16 protein-coding genes are annotated in these 18,405 nt (G+C 38.6%); 7 read left to right on the top strand and 9 right to left on the bottom strand.

Annotated features, from left to right (window positions below; translation table 11 throughout):
- Positions 1–151: 151 nt before the first annotated feature.
- Positions 152–2,212: a TonB-dependent receptor plug domain-containing protein gene (locus R2R28_RS02495; protein ID WP_316824129.1), complete on the bottom strand. Its 2,061-nt coding sequence runs from the start codon at positions 2,210–2,212 to the stop codon at positions 152–154.
- Between the two features lie 153 nt (positions 2,213–2,365).
- Between R2R28_RS02495 and R2R28_RS02490 the strand changes: the two genes are divergently transcribed.
- Entirely contained in the window at positions 2,366–3,130 is a 765-nt protein-coding gene (locus R2R28_RS02490) for a hypothetical protein (RefSeq protein WP_316824128.1), read from the top strand.
- Between the two features lie 160 nt (positions 3,131–3,290).
- On the opposite strand, the gene R2R28_RS02485 is transcribed toward R2R28_RS02490, so the two are convergent.
- The 4 genes from R2R28_RS02485 to R2R28_RS02470 all read right to left on the bottom strand — a co-directional run bounded on the left by R2R28_RS02485 (position 3,291) and on the right by R2R28_RS02470 (position 7,433).
- A complete protein-coding gene (locus R2R28_RS02485; RefSeq protein ID WP_316824127.1) occupies positions 3,291–4,700 on the bottom strand; it encodes an alpha-L-fucosidase in 1,410 nt (469 codons plus the stop codon).
- Positions 4,701–4,821: 121 nt separating this feature from the next.
- A complete protein-coding gene (locus R2R28_RS02480; protein WP_316824126.1) occupies positions 4,822–5,124 on the bottom strand; it encodes a GNAT family N-acetyltransferase in 303 nt (100 codons plus the stop codon).
- A 321-nt stretch (positions 5,125–5,445) separates the two neighbouring features.
- Positions 5,446–6,570, bottom strand: a complete 1,125-nt coding sequence (locus R2R28_RS02475) for a glycoside hydrolase family 18 protein (RefSeq protein WP_316824125.1) — start codon at positions 6,568–6,570, stop codon at positions 5,446–5,448.
- Between the two features lie 20 nt (positions 6,571–6,590).
- Positions 6,591–7,433, bottom strand: coding sequence for a ThuA domain-containing protein (locus R2R28_RS02470; RefSeq protein WP_316824124.1), 843 nt, complete (start codon positions 7,431–7,433; stop codon positions 6,591–6,593).
- A 345-nt stretch (positions 7,434–7,778) separates the two neighbouring features.
- Between R2R28_RS02470 and R2R28_RS02465 the strand changes: the two genes are divergently transcribed.
- The 3 genes from R2R28_RS02465 (at position 7,779) to R2R28_RS02455 (ending at position 11,053) form a co-directional block, all read left to right on the top strand.
- A complete protein-coding gene (locus R2R28_RS02465) occupies positions 7,779–8,456 on the top strand; it encodes a phosphatase PAP2 family protein (protein WP_316824123.1) in 678 nt (225 codons plus the stop codon).
- Positions 8,457–9,980, top strand: coding sequence for a glycosyltransferase family 39 protein (locus tag R2R28_RS02460; RefSeq protein WP_316824121.1), 1,524 nt, complete (start codon positions 8,457–8,459; stop codon positions 9,978–9,980).
- Positions 9,981–10,093: 113 nt separating this feature from the next.
- Complete coding sequence (locus R2R28_RS02455) at positions 10,094–11,053, top strand: alpha/beta hydrolase (protein WP_316824120.1); 960 nt, start codon at positions 10,094–10,096, stop codon at positions 11,051–11,053.
- Between the two features lie 15 nt (positions 11,054–11,068).
- Here the strand turns inward: R2R28_RS02455 and R2R28_RS02450 are convergent, their stop codons facing one another.
- Together R2R28_RS02450 and R2R28_RS02445 are read right to left on the bottom strand one after the other, a co-directional pair.
- Complete coding sequence (locus R2R28_RS02450) at positions 11,069–11,266, bottom strand: hypothetical protein (protein WP_316824119.1); 198 nt, start codon at positions 11,264–11,266, stop codon at positions 11,069–11,071.
- Positions 11,267–12,367: 1,101 nt separating this feature from the next.
- A complete protein-coding gene (locus tag R2R28_RS02445) occupies positions 12,368–13,252 on the bottom strand; it encodes an NAD(P)H-binding protein (protein ID WP_316824118.1) in 885 nt (294 codons plus the stop codon).
- Positions 13,253–13,332: 80 nt separating this feature from the next.
- Between R2R28_RS02445 and R2R28_RS02440 the strand changes: the two genes are divergently transcribed.
- Positions 13,333–13,692 (top strand): helix-turn-helix domain-containing protein, encoded by a 360-nt coding sequence (locus R2R28_RS02440; RefSeq protein ID WP_316824116.1) that lies wholly within the window; start codon positions 13,333–13,335, stop codon positions 13,690–13,692.
- Positions 13,693–13,803: 111 nt separating this feature from the next.
- Here R2R28_RS02440 and R2R28_RS02435 read toward each other — a convergent pair whose 3' ends face one another.
- Positions 13,804–14,892 carry a metallophosphoesterase gene (locus R2R28_RS02435; RefSeq protein WP_316824115.1) on the bottom strand — a complete coding sequence of 363 codons (1,089 nt, stop codon included), beginning with the start codon at positions 14,890–14,892 and terminating at the stop codon, positions 13,804–13,806.
- A gap of 296 nt (positions 14,893–15,188) precedes the next feature.
- Between R2R28_RS02435 and R2R28_RS02430 the strand changes: the two genes are divergently transcribed.
- Positions 15,189–16,160, top strand: a complete 972-nt coding sequence (locus tag R2R28_RS02430) for a Gfo/Idh/MocA family oxidoreductase (protein WP_316824114.1) — start codon at positions 15,189–15,191, stop codon at positions 16,158–16,160.
- Positions 16,161–16,163: 3 nt separating this feature from the next.
- The gene (locus tag R2R28_RS02425) at positions 16,164–17,252 is read left to right on the top strand and encodes a cell division protein ZipA C-terminal FtsZ-binding domain-containing protein (protein ID WP_316824113.1); all 1,089 of its coding nucleotides are present in this window, start codon (positions 16,164–16,166) and stop codon (positions 17,250–17,252) included.
- 151 nt (positions 17,253–17,403) lie between these two features.
- On the opposite strand, the gene R2R28_RS02420 is transcribed toward R2R28_RS02425, so the two are convergent.
- Complete coding sequence (locus tag R2R28_RS02420) at positions 17,404–18,375, bottom strand: zinc-binding alcohol dehydrogenase family protein (RefSeq protein ID WP_316824112.1); 972 nt, start codon at positions 18,373–18,375, stop codon at positions 17,404–17,406.
- Positions 18,376–18,405 lie beyond the last annotated feature (30 nt).

Here is an 18,405-nt window from a genome sequence, read left to right as displayed (position 1 = left end):
GTTGAAGGATAATCTGTACGCAGATTTTTTAACCATATGAGAAATATAAGAACATGTAAACTAATATGATCCTTAATACCTTATACGTTTGCCTAGGCTACCCATGAAAAAGCGGCACGATCCTGCCGCCTGTATTTTTTGCTTTAATAAGCTATTCTACTTTGTAAATAAATTGCTGAGCGCAGATTTCACCTTTCGAACCGATGCCCTCGATAGAAATGATGTAGTTACCGGACAAAAGGCCAGTGTTGAATGCAATTTCTCCCCTTCCGGCCCAATCAGTTTTTAATTGAGGTGCCCAAAAAACTGTAGGTCCGGTAGGTTTGGTGTTATATTTAAAAACCGCAGCATATGCTGCGGGGAACTCTATCTCCAAAACAGCTTTATGATCAGTTTTTAATGGTGTTTCCCTTCCGTTTTTGGTGGTGATGAGCAACACCCCTCCAGATCCGCGGATGCCGTAAATACCCGCATAAGCCGGGCTTTTCATAAATTCTATTTGAGCAATATCCCTTGGCGAAATCGTATTTAAATCTCCTCCATCTGCCCCGTTAATCAACACCAGTACATTCGGGGAATGAGATCCTACGCCTGAACGAAGCCGGAGGGCTTTACCACCTCCTATCATCTGTGTTCCGGGCAAGAGTACATCCAGTGTACCTAAATCGGGCATTTTCTCGAGTACCTCGGGGCCAATTACCACATCGGCATTGCCACTACCATTTAAGTTTGTTGATTTATAGGCTTCTTTTTGACCTTTTATGGTTATAGTATTGAGCTTAATTCCCTCCTGTTTAGGTGGTGATAAAGATTTTTGATCCATTATGCCTGAAGCCTGAGAAAAGTGATTTCCATTTTGTGGTGCCGAAACAAGTAAAGACCCCCTCAATGGTGTAGAAATAGAATCAGGCACAATTTCACTTCCTTCTTTATCACCATTCAATTGCAGTCGCATGGGCGTAAAAACCAGGCTATCGGGTACAGAAAAGCTGAATTTTCCTTGATTATCCGATACAGCATCAGCAAACATGCCATTGCTTAGGTTACCAATAATCAGCGAAACTTTTGCCCCGGCCAATGCCTTTCCTTTCTTTTTAACGGTTCCCCTTATTGGGATACCAGTTTCCGGGAAACCTTCTTTTAAAGCAGGTTGTTTGGAAAAAAATGGAGTCTCTACTTGTTGTTCGGATACTAATTCCAGCTCTGTGGCATTGTAATCATGATCCAATGTATTATTATTCAAATATCGCCCGAAAAATATTTTTTTCTCTATTTCGGATACTCCAAAATTTAGTTTTGATGAATCGGCTTTAGACACTGAAATGGCGAATGTGCCTTCAATTGGTCTTCCTTCTTTTCCAAGTACCTCCAAAGGTAATTTTAGCTGTTGATTTAATGGATAGCTTTTTTGTAGTCCGAATATTTGAATTTTATTACTCCTTGCAGCCGGGCAAACGACCGCTTTTTTTGCCAAAAGTGTTCCGTTCGCACGAAAAAGCGCAAACCAAATCAGGCCATCAGGCAATTTAGCCTTTGGAATATCGAGTGTAATTTTTTCATCAGGAAACCGGGTAGGAAAAACAAAAAGCGCTTTCTGATCTGCAATGGGTACGAGAAATAGCTTTTCACCATTTAAAACATCTTTAGCAGCCTGCAGGATTACCCTAATGCTATCCCTATTCTTTTCTATTTCAATATTATAACTGGAAACCTGTTTTTTGGATAAATTAGGCTGAACTTTCGTGGAATGACCCCGGTCTGCTATCGTTTTTTCTGTTCCTATAAAAATGGCTGTCGAAAAAACAGGTTGATTTCCGGAGGTTTCAACCAACTCAACGGATGCATTGAGCCTATAATTACCTGTTACCAGCCCATGCAATATAGGCAATTGACCATATCCAATACCATCTTTCATCAGAAGTCGCTGTTTGGAAACCACTACCCCTCCTGCATTACGCAGTTCTATATTCAATATCCTCGATGAAAGCCCGATGGAGATATTTTGAGGTCCCAATATAAATCCACTCATCCAAATGGTATCACCGGGAAGGTAAAATTTTCTGTCAATGGACAGATATGCTTTTTCTAATGGGTTAACCGGATACCTCTTTTTGATATTGGAGAGTAAAGTATCAATGCTATGTTCATTTTGGGCAAATGCCTGTGCAGAGCAGATCAGAAAACACATGGAGAAGAGCAATTTTTTTAGCATCAGGAAAAACAGGGATTATATAGGGTTAGGCTATTTCAGTTAAAGATATAGAATTTGGAGGCTGATTCAAATATCCTGTGAATTTCATATTTGATTTTCTCCGTTTCATTGTATAAATTGAACCGGAATTATTATTCTATTCAAATCAACTTTATGAAACGGTATCTTTTTATCATTCTTTTAGCACTCTCTTTTTCTGTAAAGGCACAACCCAATCTTAATCATTACAAATATATTATTGTGCCCGAGAAATTCACTTTTCTAAAACAAGTCAATCAATACAACTTAAATCGCATTACAAAGGCATTATTTGAGGACATGGGTTATACTGTTTATTTTGATAATCCGGATTTACCTACAGAAGTTGCAAGCGACAGGTGTAAGGCATTAACAGCTGATTTAGAAGAAAAGAACAGTATGTTTGTAACCAATCTTACGGTTGTACTTAAAGATTGTAAGGGCAATGTGGTATTAAAAAGCAAGGAAGGCAAGAGCAGGGAAAAAGAATATCAAACATCATACAACCTGGCGTTGAGAGATGCTTTCAATTCTATGACCGATTTTCGTTATACGGCAGGCAGCACGCCAGAAACTTCGGCACCGACCCCAATAGCTGCAACAGCACCTGCCAAAGAAGTTAAAACTGAACCTGTACCAACGCCTGCTAGCCAGCCGGCAACAACAGAAACAAAAATAACCGAAGCGGTATTGTATGCACAACCAACAGCCAACGGGTATCAATTGGTTGATGCAACACCTAAAATTGTGATGACCTTGTTAAAAACCTCTGTCGAAGATTGTTTTATTGCCAACAATGGAAGCACTGCAGGTGTGGTTTTAAAGAAAAGCGGTACCTGGTATTTTGAGTATTACAAAAACAATATACTGGTTTCTGACAAACTGCCAATAAAGTTTTAAGATTAGAGGGTAAATTGGTTAACTATTTAAATCGGTTAATTGAGGCAAAAACACCTATCACCCATTCTCAATCTTATTTTAATCGCAAAGGACGCCTAGCCTACAAAAATGATTTGTAGGCTTTTGACTAAAGACTTTCGACTGAGAACTTTGGACTAAGCTATCTTCTTTCATTAAATACCTGGAACTCGGCAATTGACGGGGTTTCTTTGGCATGCGCGATACGGATACGGACTTTGCTGGCCCAAACGCGATCGAAACGATGAATTTTAATGCGGTCTTCATTTTTACCGTCGAAAACCTTTTTCCAGTCCGCGCCATTCCAATATTCGAGTATGTAGGTATCAATATTTACTTTTTGTTCTGCCACAACGATGGTATTGATTGCCTTTTCGTTTTTAAAATCGACTTCGTACCATGGATTTTCAACTGCACTGTTCGATTCCCACGAGGTTCGGTAGCTATCATCATTGGCAAAATCCATAATGTCCATATCATTGCTCCAGCTCGAATTGGTGGCCTGGTTTTTAGCCAGGTTACTCGAAATAATCGGCAAACCCAGTGGTGGAAGTGCTTTGGTTGGTCCTTCGTTTTTCCATAATTGTCCAACTTCTTTTAAAGCGGCAATGGCATTATCGTCTATTAAACCATCCCGGTTTGGGGCCACATTCAGAATAAAATTGCAACTGGCTTCATTTAAAGGTTTTATTAAGTCGTTCACAATTTCCTGTGGTTTTCTTACTGGTACGGTAGGAAAATCGGTTTTCCAGAACCAGGAAGTATTGATTGGCAAACAAGCTAAAGTTGGCATCAGCTTACTTTCTTTTGGCATACGTTGCCCCGCACCCATTTCGTAAGTTTTGATATCGGTATAATAAAGTCCTTCGGATGGATATTTTGCACCATTTAAATCCATCACCAAACAATCAGGCTGCAAACGCTTAATCAGGGTGTAAATATCTTCGAAAGGAACATCGTCATAAGAAATCCTCGACCAGGGTGCATCCCACCCATCGATAATCAGGGCCTCAATTTTGCCATATTTGGTTAACAGTTCGGTAAGCTGCTGTTTCACCATATCGATATGTTTTGGCGTAATCTGGTTGGGTCTTAACTTATGGTGTGTATCCAAAATAGAGTAATAAAGCATCACTTTTAAGCCATTTGCACGAAAAGCATCGGTAAATTGTTTTACAACATCTTTACCGTAAGGGCTGTTCATTACGTTATAATCGGTGCTTTTGGTATCCCAGATGCAGAAACCGCTGTGGTGTTTAGTGGTTAAACAGCCATAACTCATATTGGCCGATTTTGCAGCTTTGGCCCATTGGTTGGCATCGAGTTTTTTGGGGTTGAATAATTTTGGTGAAGCTTCGGGATCCGGCCAATCGGCATTGGCATAGGTAGGAATATTGTAATGGATGAACATTCCGAAACGCAGATCGACAAACTGCTGCTGAAGTGCATTTAATTTTTTGGAAGCTTCGGTTGTATTTTGAGCCATGGCCCCGATTGAAATCACTAAAAAAAGAACTAGTAAAACGTTTTTCTGAATGGATAAAAGCTTCATTGTTGGTTTGGGTATGATGGTTAAGATTTACAGGTAAAAATATAATTGTATAAGAGGTTAAGGCAAAGCAATTCCTTTATGCACAACACTTTTTGTGGGTCAAAGTGTAAAAGAGCAACTTTTATTCTTCTTTCACTTTATTCCAGATATCTTGATAAAGGGCCTCATGCCTTCTAAACTGGAGGTGTACGTAAGGACAGAGCGGAATTACTTTCAGGTTATTTTGGCGCACATAGGCTACCATTGCATCAAGCAATAATTTCGCATAACCTAATCCCTCTTTTTCAGGCGAAACCTCTGTATGATAAACAGTGAGGTCGTTCCCTTGAATATCAAATACCATTTCGCCAACTTTTCCATCTTGATCATGCAGATCGAATGAGCTTGGTCCGTTTTCCTGAATATTGATTTTAACTTCTGCCATAAGGTTGGGTAATTTTAAGGCAATTTAGCAAGAATTAAGTTTTTTGTTTGGGATAAGCTCATAGAATAGTTTTCGTAACAAAAAAGTGGCTTCGGTAAAGATCATTTTGCGTAATTCCTCCATCTGTCATCTTGAACGCAGTGAAGGCCCCTTCTTTTTACAGCCGGATATCAATTTCCATGGTTTTAAAATGCTATCAGGAATCAACGACTCTAGATTTCTCCATTTTTTGTTTCCTGCAGATGGTGCAAAAAAGAACGCAGATTTATATGTGCAGCCAGATTTTACCTTCTGACAGTTCAAAGTAAATAGAGGTCTAATTTACTTCATATCTTTATTAATCTGATCGAGCAGGTACCCTTTCAGGTCCGAATCGTTTTCCCAGTACATTACGCCACCCATCTGGTTTTTCTTTACATACTTACATTTTTCCATTACTGATTTTTCATCGTCGAAAGTCATAAATTCTTTTGTTTCATTATTAAAAATATAAGATGCCTTTGCCGATTTATCTACAAAATGTTTAAATCCTTTTTTATTAATCAAACTGTCGCGGATAAACGTATAACCTTTGCCATAACCCTGTGTTTGTACACTATCTGCAATTCCATTTTGCGATGCATCTTTTAATTTGATCATCCTGCCATAAAACGCGATGCCCATTACCAGTTTACTGGCGGGTACACCGGCCTTAACAAAAGCCTTAAAAACGGCATCACCACTATTCCCTTTGTATTTATCAGAAGCATAGAGGTTGGTATGGTGTACGGCCACACCATCACCCGGATAAAAATCGTAGGTCATCAGGTTCACAAAATCCAGATAACTTTGCACTTTATCCATTTCAGTATGGTTGATGTAATTATTAAAACCTCCAACGGCAATCGTCAACAGTTTTTTCGATCCGGTTTCAGTTTCAAGTTTATTTAATTCATCGCGTAATGCCGCCATCATCAGGGTAAAGTTCTTTTTATCTTCGGGACGGTACACATTTCCCTGCTCTCCGGGAATACCCGGATATTCCCAATCGACATCTACTCCGTCAAGTTTAAATTTACGGGCAATATCTACCGCACTTTTTGCAAAAGCAACTCTTGCGGTATCCGTAAGCGCAGCATCCGAGAAATTCTCGCTCCAGGCCCATCCACCAATGGAAATCAAAATCTTTAACTTAGGGTTCTGTGTTTTTAAAGCAACCAGATTCCTGAGGTTCACGGTATCGGTAGCCGGCCTGTTGATGAAAGCACGGTTATCTTTTACGTTAATAAATGCATAATTGATGTGCGTGAGTTTTTTTGGCGCAATAAGCGAAACATCAACCAATCCGCGGTAACCGCCAACATAACCGATAATGACCTTTTCGGTTTCATTCTTTGATACGGCCATCACCATGCATGCGATAATCAACACCGGAAAAACCGCTAAAAACTTTAAATTTCTTTTCATTTTGCAGATTTTTAATAGGACTATTTAATGTTTTTACCTGTTCCCAACCACAAAAGAGCGTTGATCATTAATTTATCCTGCGCGGGATTACCGAATGAGGAAGAAAGCGATTTATTGGTATTATCGTATTTATGCTCATAATCCATATCGTTATGCCCCATGTTTATATACACCATTTTAAACTTTTTGTTGCTCCATACCACGGGATAAAAGCCACTGCGCCAGATTTCATGCTGTTTTGGCCCGGTACCCAGGGGGAAACTTGTTGAATCGATTGATAGCAGGATGTCGATATCAGGATTATTGCGCAAGTCGTTTTTCCAGCGGTACCATTCATTGGGCTGCGCCTTAAAGGTTTGAGGCAGCGTTGCAGTAACCGGGTGTTTAACGCCTACCCTTAATATGGCGCTGGTAGGTCGCCAGGTATTACTCCCGTACTCGCCAGATCCCAAAAATGTATTGTGGTACCAATCCCAGTTTTGCGGAACAGCCGAATTGTTTAAGCCAAAGGCCGCAAAATGGAAACCCATCCATCCGCCGCCTTTTTCCATGTATTTTTGGAAAGCTTCGCGTTGCTCAGGCTTTTCAGGACGGGTATCTAAAAATAATACCACCTGATAACTGGCAAGGAATTTTTCGTTCAGGTTTTCCCAGTTGGAGGTAGAATCGTATTCGAAATTATATTCTTTAGCCATTTTCGGAAACCATATATTGGCTTCGTGTACAAAACTGATGTGCGCCAGATCGCTCTTAGCCGTGTAAAAGGCAATCACCTTAAATTTCTTTTTCGATGCCGCCAACAGGCTTCCCGAACAGAGCAAATTTGCCAAAAAGAAAAGGAGAAGTAAATATATTTTTTTCATAACCATAGTTTCCAATCATCTGATCCTGCCAGGCACTCGCTATAAGATTACTTTAAACGGATCAGGGCCAATATCGTTATTTTTGATCCGTAATTATTCCAACAAGCACCTAAGCTTACCACTACAAATCCACTTCATTGCGATTTTAACGACATTCCTTTATAAATTAGAACTTAAAATGTGAGGCCGATTATTTTTCATGTTAAAAAGCAATTTGTTAAATAGAATAAATACCCTGTTTCCAATCTGTAAACTTTCCCTAATCAGGTGACATAAACATGACAAATCCTTAACCTGGAGGTGATCTTCAACTGGTAATTTTATCAACAGGAAACTGTGATCAAAATGGTAAAACGACTGACAAAACTCCGCTATTATTTCATTACGGTACTATCTGTTCTGGTGGCAGCCTTTATTTTCAAATTTTGCTTTTCTAAAACAGAAGGTTTTCTCCTATTCAATCAATATCACCCCGCTTGGCTGGATTTCTTCTTTAAATATGCTACCAATTTTGGTGATGGTTTAATCAGCATTTTGGCGGCAATCATCTTGCTTTCGCTAAGGAAAAAGAAAAAGGCGATGACGGTTACCCTTGCTTATATTTATTCGGGCCTGTTGATACAGGTTGCAAAAAGGATATTCCACATGCCCAGGCCAAAATTCTTTTTTGAGCAAACTTTATTTCAGTATTCTCATTTTGTTGATGGCGTTAGGATGCATGATCAAAACTCTTTTCCATCGGGCCATACGGCTTCTGCATTTGCCCTGGCAACTGTTTTCGTACTGGTATTTAAGAAAAAGAAAATCTCTTTTTTGTGTCTTTTTATGGCCATTACGATTGGTTATTCGCGGATATACCTGGCGCAGCATTTTCTGATCGATGTAATTGTTGGAGCCATTGCCGGGATGGGCTGTGCGCTGCTCAGTTATCATCAGGTTTACGACCTTAAACTTTTCAGATCGGCTAAAGTTGCCAGGAGGTATAAAAAACTTAAAATTGCCAGTCAGGCAAATGCGATTTAGGTGAAAGATTTACCGGTTAAACTGTGGTTTTTTATTGCCGCCATATCCTTGTTGCGGATCATCGTAGCCTCATCATTGGCATTGGGTAACGATGAAGTATATTATTGGACTTACGCTTTACATATAGAGTGGAATTATTTTGATCATCCTCCCTTTGTGGCTTGGTTAATCAGAACTACAACTGCCAATCTTTATCTGCACAACGAATTAGCGGTTCGTTTTGGTGCAATTATTTCATCAGCAATCTGTACCATTATTGTATTTAAAACAGGCAAATTACTACTTAGTGAACGTGTAGGCTGGTATGCGGTGCTGCTTTATACTTCATCATTTTATTGCAGCATTATTGCCGGTACGTTTATCCTGCCTGATAGTCCGCAAATGGTTTTTTGGCTTTGGAGTATCTATTTACTGATCAAAATTACCAGATTCATTAAATTAAGCTTGCCAACATTAAACCTTTGGTACTGGTTTGGTTTGGCAACCGGCCTTTGTATGATGTGTAAAATACATGGCATATTTTTATGGTTTGCCGTGCTGTTATTTGCGCTAATTAACAACAGAAAAATGCTTTTTCAAAAAGGTCTGTATATTTCTATGCTCATCAGTTTAGTTGTGATTTCTCCGGTGATTATCTGGAACATACAACACCATTTTATCACCTACACTTACCATAGCGACCGGGTTAGCCTGTTCCATGCCGGCATTAATCCTTTGGCTTTTGCAAGAGAAATTAGCGGGGAAATATTTTACAATAACCCCATGGTTTTTTTCCTGGTCTGGACTGCTGTATTTGGACTATTCCGTAAAAAATATCACCAGCATAAAAGTGACATACGAGTACTGTTGTGCTGTGGACTTCCGCTAATTTTTACCTTGATTTTTCTTTCCATTTTCCGAGATACCCTGCCCCATTGGTCTGGCCCGGCATACACCTGCTTAATATTTCTTTCTGCACTACAGCTCGAATCATACACGCCACCAAAAGCAAAACTTATGATAACAGCGTCCCTCCTGTTTTTCTTCGCTATTGTGGTAACGGCTTTACCCATGATTCATTTTTATAAAGGATCTTTCTCTTCTGATCAAGATGCGCTGCATTTTGGTAAAGGCGACCCCTCATTGGATTTATACGGCTGGCGAGAAACAGGAAAAATAATCGACACTGTTTACAACATGGAGAAAGATAAAACAATCCACACCATGGTGATTACCAAATGGTTTCCCGCGGCACATTTGGATTTTTATACCAATATGCAAACGGGACTAAATACTTATGGAATAGGAGAAATATTTGATCTTCACCAGTATTATTGGTCGAACCGGCTTAAACACAAGTTAACCTTCGGAGACAACGCCTATTACATTATTCCATCTAATCTTTATGATGAAAACGATCTGAATTTTGTTAAAAGGCAGTTTAAAGGTTGTAATAAACCACTTATTTTACCTGTTTTAAGAAATGGAGCTATTTGTAAAAACATCCTCATTTTTAAGCTGAAAGGTTATAAAAAACGAAAATAGCGATGATTATGCCTGCTAAAAGCAATCTTTTATCTTAAAATTGCGATAAAATTGAAAATGCGATAAATTAGCTGAAATCAAAAAGGCTTTGATAGTACAACTAAAAAAAATAGATGATGCCCAATAACAGAATATATCCGCTAAGCATTTTTTTCCTTGTTTTTTTATTCAGCTACCTATCATCCTCTGGGCAAATTGTATTAAAGGATAAGAAATACCGTGTAGAAACCAAAATATTTTCGGAAACCGATTCTGTTCCTCTAAAACTGGATATTTATTACCAGGGACAAATAACAGAGAAGAAACCAACCTTACTTTTTGTATTTGGTGGCGGTTTTGTACTGGGCCGCAGAGATAGTAAATTATATGAGCAATATTTTAATACATTGATTGAACATGGTTTCAAAGTGGTTTCGGTTGATTACAGGCTTGGGCTTAAGGGCAAAAAATTCCCGACGCCATTTAACACCTCTAACCTAAAAGCAGCAATTGATACCGCAACTGCAGATGTTTTTAAAGCCACGGCTTATCTTTTAAAAAATTCAAAAACATTAGGTGTAGATACCAGCATGATCATCATTTCGGGATCGAGTGCTGGAGCCATTACCGCACTGCATGCCGATTATAATAAACGGAATGCGACACCATTAGCGGCAGCCTTGCCGGCAAATTTCCAGTATAAAGGGGTAATTTCGTTTGCAGGTGCCATTTTAAGTTATAAAGGAGCACCAAAATATGCAGTAGCGCCTGCACCAACCATGCTTTTTCATGGTACGGATGATAAACTGGTACCTTATAATAAGGTAAGGTTATTTAACCGCGGCTTTTTTGGTTCAAAATACCTGGCACATCAGTTTAAAAAAAACAATTACCCCTATTACTTTCAATATGTACAGGATATGGGCCATGAAATAGCCGGCTCACCAATGGCTGAAAATCTGCCCGATATTTTATGGTTTATCGAAAATTATATTGTGAAGCATAAACGTTATTTTATGGAAGTGGATTTTAAAGATGCCGATAAAAAACGCACTTTCAATTTATCTGCAGCTAAAAAAGTGATTGGGAACTAAGAAACTACAAAACGATTAATGATCGGCCCCGCCTGCCTGTTCGCCAAGGATACGTTCTATTTCCAGCATCATCTGCTCAGCCAGTCTTTGTTTGGCCATTGATTTAGAAAGATAGGCTTCAGCAAAGGTAGCATCCAGCTCATCCATAATAAAGGCGTATTTAGCCTTAAGTTCTATGAGATCAATCTGAAGCTTCTTTGGAAGGTTTTGCATGTTACAAAGCTAAAAAAAGCAGAACGTAATTTCTGATATACTTCGTCATTTTTCCTTTTTTAAAAAAAATATTACCAAATGGGTAAATCGTTAAAACAATCTGTGTTTCCTTTCGTTTATATCATAATTCCGGCGTGGTTTCCGGAATTCATTTGTTTGGTTAGTTGATTAGGGATCAATCTCAAATTGAATCCCTTTTCTTTTTTTAAGCTATCTGGAAAGGTATTGATCTATGGGAAAATTCTTAGTGGTGTAAGATGTTACCAGCTTACACTTAATCAAATCCTTTTTAGATTAAATGCTAAGTCAGGTGGTAACACCTGACTTCACTATTAAAGATTATTTTACTGCATTCTTCATAGCCATTAGTATAAGAACCGAAGATGAATGATTTAACCTTCGCCATTATCTTAGTGGTGTAAGATGTTACCAGCTTACACTTAATCAAATTCTTTTTAGATCAAATGCTAAGTCAGGTGGTAACACCTGACTTCACTATTAAAGATTATTTTCTTAGTGGTGTAAGATGTTACCAGCTTATACTTAATCAAATCCTTTTTAGATTAAATGCTAAGTCAGGTGGTAACATCTGACTTCACTATTAAAGATTATTTTCTTAGTGGTGTAAGATGTTACCATCTTACACTTAATCAAATCTTTTTAGATAAAATGCTAAGTCAGGTAGTAACACCTGACTGCACTATTAAAGATTATTTTACTGCATTCTTCATAGCCATTAGCATAAGAACCGAAGATGAATGATTTAACCTTAGCCATTATCTTAGTGGTGTAAGATGTTACCATCTTACACTTAATCAAATTCTTTTTAGAATAAATGCTAAGTCAGGTAGTAACACCTGACTTCACTATTAAAGATTATTTTACTGCATTCTTCATAGCCATTAGTATAAGAACCGAAGATGAATGATTGAACCTTAGACATTATATTAGTGGAGTAAGATGTTACCATCTTACACTTAATCAAATTCTTTTTAGATTAAATGCTAAGTCAGGTAGTAACACCTGACCTCACTATGAAAGATTGTTTTACTGCATTCTTCATAGCCATTAGCATAATAACCGAAGATGAATGATTTAACCTTAGCCATTATACGCTATGGCAAACTCTGTAGCAAAATCCTCTAATTTAATTTTACCAGCCGGAACAATCCCTTTCGCTTCAAAATCTTCCCACAATACTTCACTTCTTATTGCTGTACCCATTTCTACATAAACCCTTGCCATTTCTGGTGGTAAACCTGCACCCACCATACCATCGTAAGCTTGTGTGTCGTCAAACTCTATCCAGGGTAGATCTGTTTTACCTATTGCTGTACCCAAAGCCGATGCCACTTCGCTAAGTCTACGCTTATCACTGGCAATATAAACAATACTGCTTCCGGTAAATCCTTCATCTATCTTACTTGCAGCAACAGCAGCAATGTCTTTTGGATCAACCATTATAATCGTTTGATTAGCACCGTAATTAGATCCAATAATACCTGCATGTTTAATCAAATCAATATTTGCATAAAAGTTATTGTAAAAAAATGCAGGACGTAAAGTTAACAAGTCGATATTTTCCAATTCGCCGAAAATTTGTTCTACGTCATGCAATCCGGCAATTGGCCCGGTACCTTTATCTAAATGGGCACCAATACTACTCAACAAAACCACTTTTTTTACCCCGACTGCTTTAACTGCATTTGCATAATGCTGTCCAACGGTTTTAATATGCTCACGTACATTGCTTGCTGCAAAATGAGGTGGAACCATCAGATAGGCCAGATCGGCACTTGTAAAAGTATCGACCAAAAAGCTTTCATCTGTTACCGATCCTATGGCAGCCTCCGCACCAAGCTGGGTTATTTCTGCTGCTTTTTCGGGATTACTGCTTACTACCATTACCTGGTGGCCCTGGTTGATTAATTGTGTTGCAAGTGCGCTGCTGATATTCCCTAAGGAACCTGTTATTACTATTTTCATGATTTTTATGTTTTTATCTGAAAGCAAAGTTATATTTGTACTTACTTTTATACAAGTACTTACCCCAAAGTATGTATCCTATGACAGCCATTAAAGAAAACTCAACTTTAAACGAAAACAGGAAAAGCAGCCAGGCCAGTTGTCCGGTAAGTTTTGTGATGAATAAAATAGGCGGCCATTGGAAACCAATTATCCTCTACCACCTTTTGAGTGGTACAAAACGGTATAGTGAATTAAAAAAGCTTATTCCTGCGATTACCGAAAAAATGCTGATACAGCATTTAAAGCAGATGCAGGAAGATCGTTTGGTGGTCCGTGAATCACAAAATGTAGTTCCTCCGTTTGTAACTTACAGCCTTAGCAATGAAGGCGAGCAACTAAGACCTGTGCTTGATGCCATGGTTGAATGGGCTTTTGCACAGGATTTTAAAATGGATTAAATTAATGCTGCTTTAATCTTAAAATGGCGGCTGTATTTTCCTCCTAATTTCGGTGATAATTGCTGAATATATAAATCAACGGGAGCATAAAATGACAATTCGTACTTAACACTAGTTAATTTCAGCTGGTGTATCTTTGATTTCGAGTTGTTTTTGTATGCCTTTATCATCAACCACAAATGTTTTATTGCCGATAAAAAGAAGGGCTTTTCGGTCTCCACGGTGTTCGTTCACATCAACACCAACTACTTTACCATTGTAATATCCTGCAATATTATCTTTGGTAATGGTATGGCCAACCACAATCTGCTTACAGGCAAATTTAGCCAAAGTAGAATCAACAGTGGCTGGATTGGTACGGTCTTTTCCGAAATAGCCCCTATACCAGAACGGCCCTGAGCTACCCATTAATAAATGTCCTTCAGCTGGCAGGCTTTTGGTAGCAATACCATAATAGCTCCTGCATTTATCGTTAATGGTTTGTAAAGAGAAATCAGTTGCATTAATTTTAGGTGAAATGCCAGCATGCATAAAAATCCTGTCGCCAATTTTTTCTATCGCATTTTTACTTCTCAGCCATTTTCCAATTTCGGTATCTGCATCAATTAATTTTGCATATTCGAGCCCCATTAATAGAGCTGAGGATGCATATTTAGGGGAATGGTAGCGTAAATCGCCTGCCATATTCATGATATCATGATTACCCAAAACCACATGTACAAAGCCACCTTTTTTAGCAGCATCTTCCTCCAGTTTATACAAAAGCCATAAATAGGGCATCACTTCTTTTCCACGGTCAAAAAGATCCCCGCAGATAACAAGCTGCCCCTTACCAAATATCCAGTTGTATTTTTGATCCATCACGCCGTTACCAATCATTAAAGCACGAAAAGCTTCAAACTCACCCTCAATATCAGAAAGAACAAGCATTTTATCTACGCCATCATAACTAACAGGTGGTACAACAATTTTTTTATGAAGCTTAAAGTCGAAATTCCAATCGGTATGACTGGCGAAACGTACTGTTACGGATGCATCTTCTTTTAGTGAATCTGTATGCAGCACATCATTTAAAATATAACGGTTAATGATTTGCTTACCCGAACGCCAGATATAAGGTCCATCTTGCTCCACCTGCGCAAATGAAGGTATAGATAATATTAAGAACAAGGCCAGAATGACGTTTTTATATCTTTTCATTTTCTTTGATTAGGATCATCTGTTTTAAGCATTCAGATAGTCAAATGTAAAAAAAGCACCTTGTAATTTCCAACCGAATTTTAGCTCATGCAATCAAATAATTGATATAAAATTATTCCTGATCTAAAACAATGTGCTTGTAATTGCGTTTATACTATAATTCCGGCGTGGTTTCCGGAATTCATTTGTTTGGTTAGTTGATAAGGGATCAATCTCAAATTGAGTCCCTTTTCTTTTTTTTATAATGGCTTTCGGTCAATATTTTCTAAATTCAACCTTTTAAAATCAATTTTATAATGGAAGAAATCAGATGGGGCATTATTGGCTGTGGTGATGTAACGGAGGTAAAAAGCGGACCAGCATTTAATAAAGTTGCCAATTCAAAATTAGTGGCTGTGATGCGCCGTGATGGTGCGAAAGCTGCCGATTATGCAAAAAGGCACGCGGTATCAAAATGGTACAGTGATGCTTCTGAACTGATTAACGACCCGGAAGTAAATGCCATTTATATTGCCACACCTCCCCTACAACACGAAGCCTATACGCTTGAAGCGCTAAAGGCCGGCAAACCTGTATATGTAGAAAAACCAATGACTTTAGATGCAGCAGCAGCCCAACGTATGACTGATGCTGCAAACCAACTCCATGTAAAGCTTTGTGTAGCGCATTATCGCCGCGCACAACCCATGTTCCTGAAAGTTAAAGCACTATTGGCAGAAAATACAATTGGCGAAATCCGTTTGGTAAGGTTAAAAATGCTCCAGCCACCGAACCCTGCGTTGATTGCGAAAACCGAAGATAACTGGCGGATTAATCCGGCAATTTCTGGTGGTGGTTTGTTTCATGATCTGGCACCGCATCAGTTAGACCTGATGACTTACTATTTCGGCCCTGTTAAAAATGCTGCAGGCATTGCGACCAGGCAACAGCAAAACACCGAAGTTGATGACCTGGTTGCGGGTAATATCCTGTTCGAAAATGGTATTGTTTTCAGCGGAACCTGGTGTTTCTCAGTTGCTCCGGAAGATCAGGCTGATAACTGTGTAATATATGGCTCAAAAGGGAAAATCAGTTTCCCTATGTTTGGAAATAAAATTACAGTAACCACAAACCGAACTGATGAGTATATATTTGATCCGTTAGAACATGTGCAACAACCCATGATTGAAAAAGTGGTTGATTATTTTTTGGATAACGGGCTAAACCCCTGCAGTGGCGAAGATGCGTTGATTACGATGAAACTGATGGATGATTTTACACGGAAATAAACAATGAAAAGAACGGTGCTATTTATTGCCTTAGCTATCATTTTTCTAAGCATTTTGGCTTACTTCATAACAGGCAAAAAAAGTAATGAAGATTCTGACAAATATTTTATTGCTACTGAAATGGAAAGTAACAAGCGGGTAAAAGACTCAAATCTGGATGCAGTTTCCGAAGATGCATCACACATTCTTGATACAACAAAACTACTATTTCCAACCAAAAGTACTAAGGTTAAAAACGCAGGTTATAAGGCTGATCCTAAACGCGAATGGATCATCAAGTTGACAAAAGTAAACGGTGGGGACTTTAAACAGAAAGACATTACAGAACTATTTGATTATGAATGGAGAACAAAGTACGAATCTACCATATATGGTTATTTGATAAAAAATCATGAATGGACTTTTGCGGATGCTGGCGACTCCCCAGATACTTTCGATAAAATTGAAATTGCAATTAACCTTTTGAACACCTACAATACTGAAACGCCTGATTACGACCCGAAAAAATTAGAGGGTTACCTAACAGAATTACAGAAACGAGCGGAAAAGTTTCATGAGAAACTTTTAATCGAAAAGACAGAGACTATAGCGAATGCAATTATCAAAGCAAAAAAAATAGTTCAACTAAATCAAGAATTCAATTTAGATGCAATTATAATCCTTCGGGCGAAGCAATCTTTTAAAGGAGCAGCAGCCTGGGATGCTTTACAAAGCGTTGGACTAAGTTGGGGAGATGGTGACCTATTTCATTGGGTCAATACGCATGATTATGGTGGAGATGAACATTTTAGTGTATGGACATCTACGGCACCAAATTATTTCTTGCCAGAGAAAGTTAAATCTGGAAACATGAATCCCAACGATCTTATTTTTGGTTTTTCTATAGCCCGAAGTGTAGATCCAGAAAATATATTTGAAATTATGGTAAATGCTGCAAAATATTGCCAGAAAAGATTGGGTGGAGAACTTTTGAATGAAAATGGGAAGTCATTCAATTTTGATAATGAAAAATTAAAACTCAAATTATTCCTTTCCAAAATGAAACAGAAAGGTATTGTTCCAGGCTCCGGTGATGGATTACAAAATTTCTGACAGAGGTAAATCGCTGTGCTAGTCGGGGTTTATAATCCGCATTTAGAGGCTAAATTTTTGCAATCCTTAAAACATATGAATCAAGATGCGGATTGAAAATCCGTAGAACAGCAGGTCAAGATCACAGATCCTGACCAACGATAAATTCTTTTTATATCGTTACCACCAAACGTTTGCCATTTGAAACGTTCAGGTTCCAAAGACTGGCGATATTTTCGAGTTTTACCTCTATGGTTTCTACTTTCAGTTTATGATCTGCAGCAAGCTGAAACATTTCGGGCAATATTTCAGAGAATAGCTGCCCTACCTGTTGTTTACTCCAACTGCCCAGGCCTGAACCAGTGAGCTGAAGATCTACACTTCTTAAATTGGCAGCCGATAATTGGATTAGATCGCCAGCCATACTGCCTACAGAAACAAATCTGACTTTATTGGTGAACGAGCCCTGGCCCATTAAACTGGATAATAACAATTCGGCTGTACGTCCCCAGAGATAGTCGATCATTACATTTATCGGTTTTTCATGCTGGCTTTGTTTCACAAGTTGCAAAAATTGCTCATCATCTCCGGTAACCGCAATAATTTCGTCAGCACCAATTGTTAACAAATTTTGGAGCGATTGCACATTCCTGCCCGTTGCAATTACTTTTGAGGCGCCGTAATGTTTCGCAATCTGCACGGCTACCATTCCCGTAAAACCTGTTGCACCATTAATTAATACTACATCTCCCTGCTGAACAATGGCCTTAAACCTTAAAGCCATGGCCGAACCGATTACGGCATTGGCTAATGCTGCCGCAGTAGAGTCGCTTAACCCTTCCGGCAATTTCACCATTCTTTGCTTATTAATAATAGCCTTTTCGGCCAACGTTCCACTTATACCCATCCCATAAACCCTGGTACCATCTTCAAGCAGGCATACACCATCACCTCCAATCACCGCACCAGTTGTTTTCGGTGCATCACTCGAGTAATGCGTACCTGCTGCTCTTCCTTTATCGAAATGTTTAATGGCTACGGCCTTTACGTTCACCAGTATTTCGTGCTCGTTTTGTGCTGTTGGTTCTTCAAAATCTACATATTGGGGCAATTCCCCTTTTTGATATATTACTGCTGCTTTCATCTTTTTTGTATTTTGTTGATACAAAGTTAG

It is taken from the genome of Pedobacter miscanthi, assembly GCF_032678605.1.
GTDB lineage: Bacteria > Bacteroidota > Bacteroidia > Sphingobacteriales > Sphingobacteriaceae > Pedobacter > Pedobacter miscanthi_A.
This window is presented reverse-complemented; position numbering and strand designations above follow the sequence as displayed.

Coding starts and splice junctions, on each gene's coding strand:
- R2R28_RS02495 (WP_316824129.1), bottom strand. CDS start 2,212: ATGCTAAAAAAATTGCTCTTCTCCATGTGTTTTCTGATCTGCTCTGCA.
- R2R28_RS02490 (WP_316824128.1), top strand. CDS start 2,366: ATGAAACGGTATCTTTTTATCATTCTTTTAGCACTCTCTTTTTCTGTA.
- R2R28_RS02485 (WP_316824127.1), bottom strand. CDS start 4,700: ATGAAGCTTTTATCCATTCAGAAAAACGTTTTACTAGTTCTTTTTTTA.
- R2R28_RS02480 (WP_316824126.1), bottom strand. CDS start 5,124: ATGGCAGAAGTTAAAATCAATATTCAGGAAAACGGACCAAGCTCATTC.
- R2R28_RS02475 (WP_316824125.1), bottom strand. CDS start 6,570: ATGAAAAGAAATTTAAAGTTTTTAGCGGTTTTTCCGGTGTTGATTATC.
- R2R28_RS02470 (WP_316824124.1), bottom strand. CDS start 7,433: ATGAAAAAAATATATTTACTTCTCCTTTTCTTTTTGGCAAATTTGCTC.
- R2R28_RS02465 (WP_316824123.1), top strand. CDS start 7,779: ATGGTAAAACGACTGACAAAACTCCGCTATTATTTCATTACGGTACTA.
- R2R28_RS02455 (WP_316824120.1), top strand. CDS start 10,094: ATGATGCCCAATAACAGAATATATCCGCTAAGCATTTTTTTCCTTGTT.
- R2R28_RS02450 (WP_316824119.1), bottom strand. CDS start 11,266: ATGCAAAACCTTCCAAAGAAGCTTCAGATTGATCTCATAGAACTTAAG.
- R2R28_RS02445 (WP_316824118.1), bottom strand. CDS start 13,252: ATGAAAATAGTAATAACAGGTTCCTTAGGGAATATCAGCAGCGCACTT.
- R2R28_RS02440 (WP_316824116.1), top strand. CDS start 13,333: ATGACAGCCATTAAAGAAAACTCAACTTTAAACGAAAACAGGAAAAGC.
- R2R28_RS02435 (WP_316824115.1), bottom strand. CDS start 14,892: ATGAAAAGATATAAAAACGTCATTCTGGCCTTGTTCTTAATATTATCT.
- R2R28_RS02430 (WP_316824114.1), top strand. CDS start 15,189: ATGGAAGAAATCAGATGGGGCATTATTGGCTGTGGTGATGTAACGGAG.
- R2R28_RS02425 (WP_316824113.1), top strand. CDS start 16,164: ATGAAAAGAACGGTGCTATTTATTGCCTTAGCTATCATTTTTCTAAGC.
- R2R28_RS02420 (WP_316824112.1), bottom strand. CDS start 18,375: ATGAAAGCAGCAGTAATATATCAAAAAGGGGAATTGCCCCAATATGTA.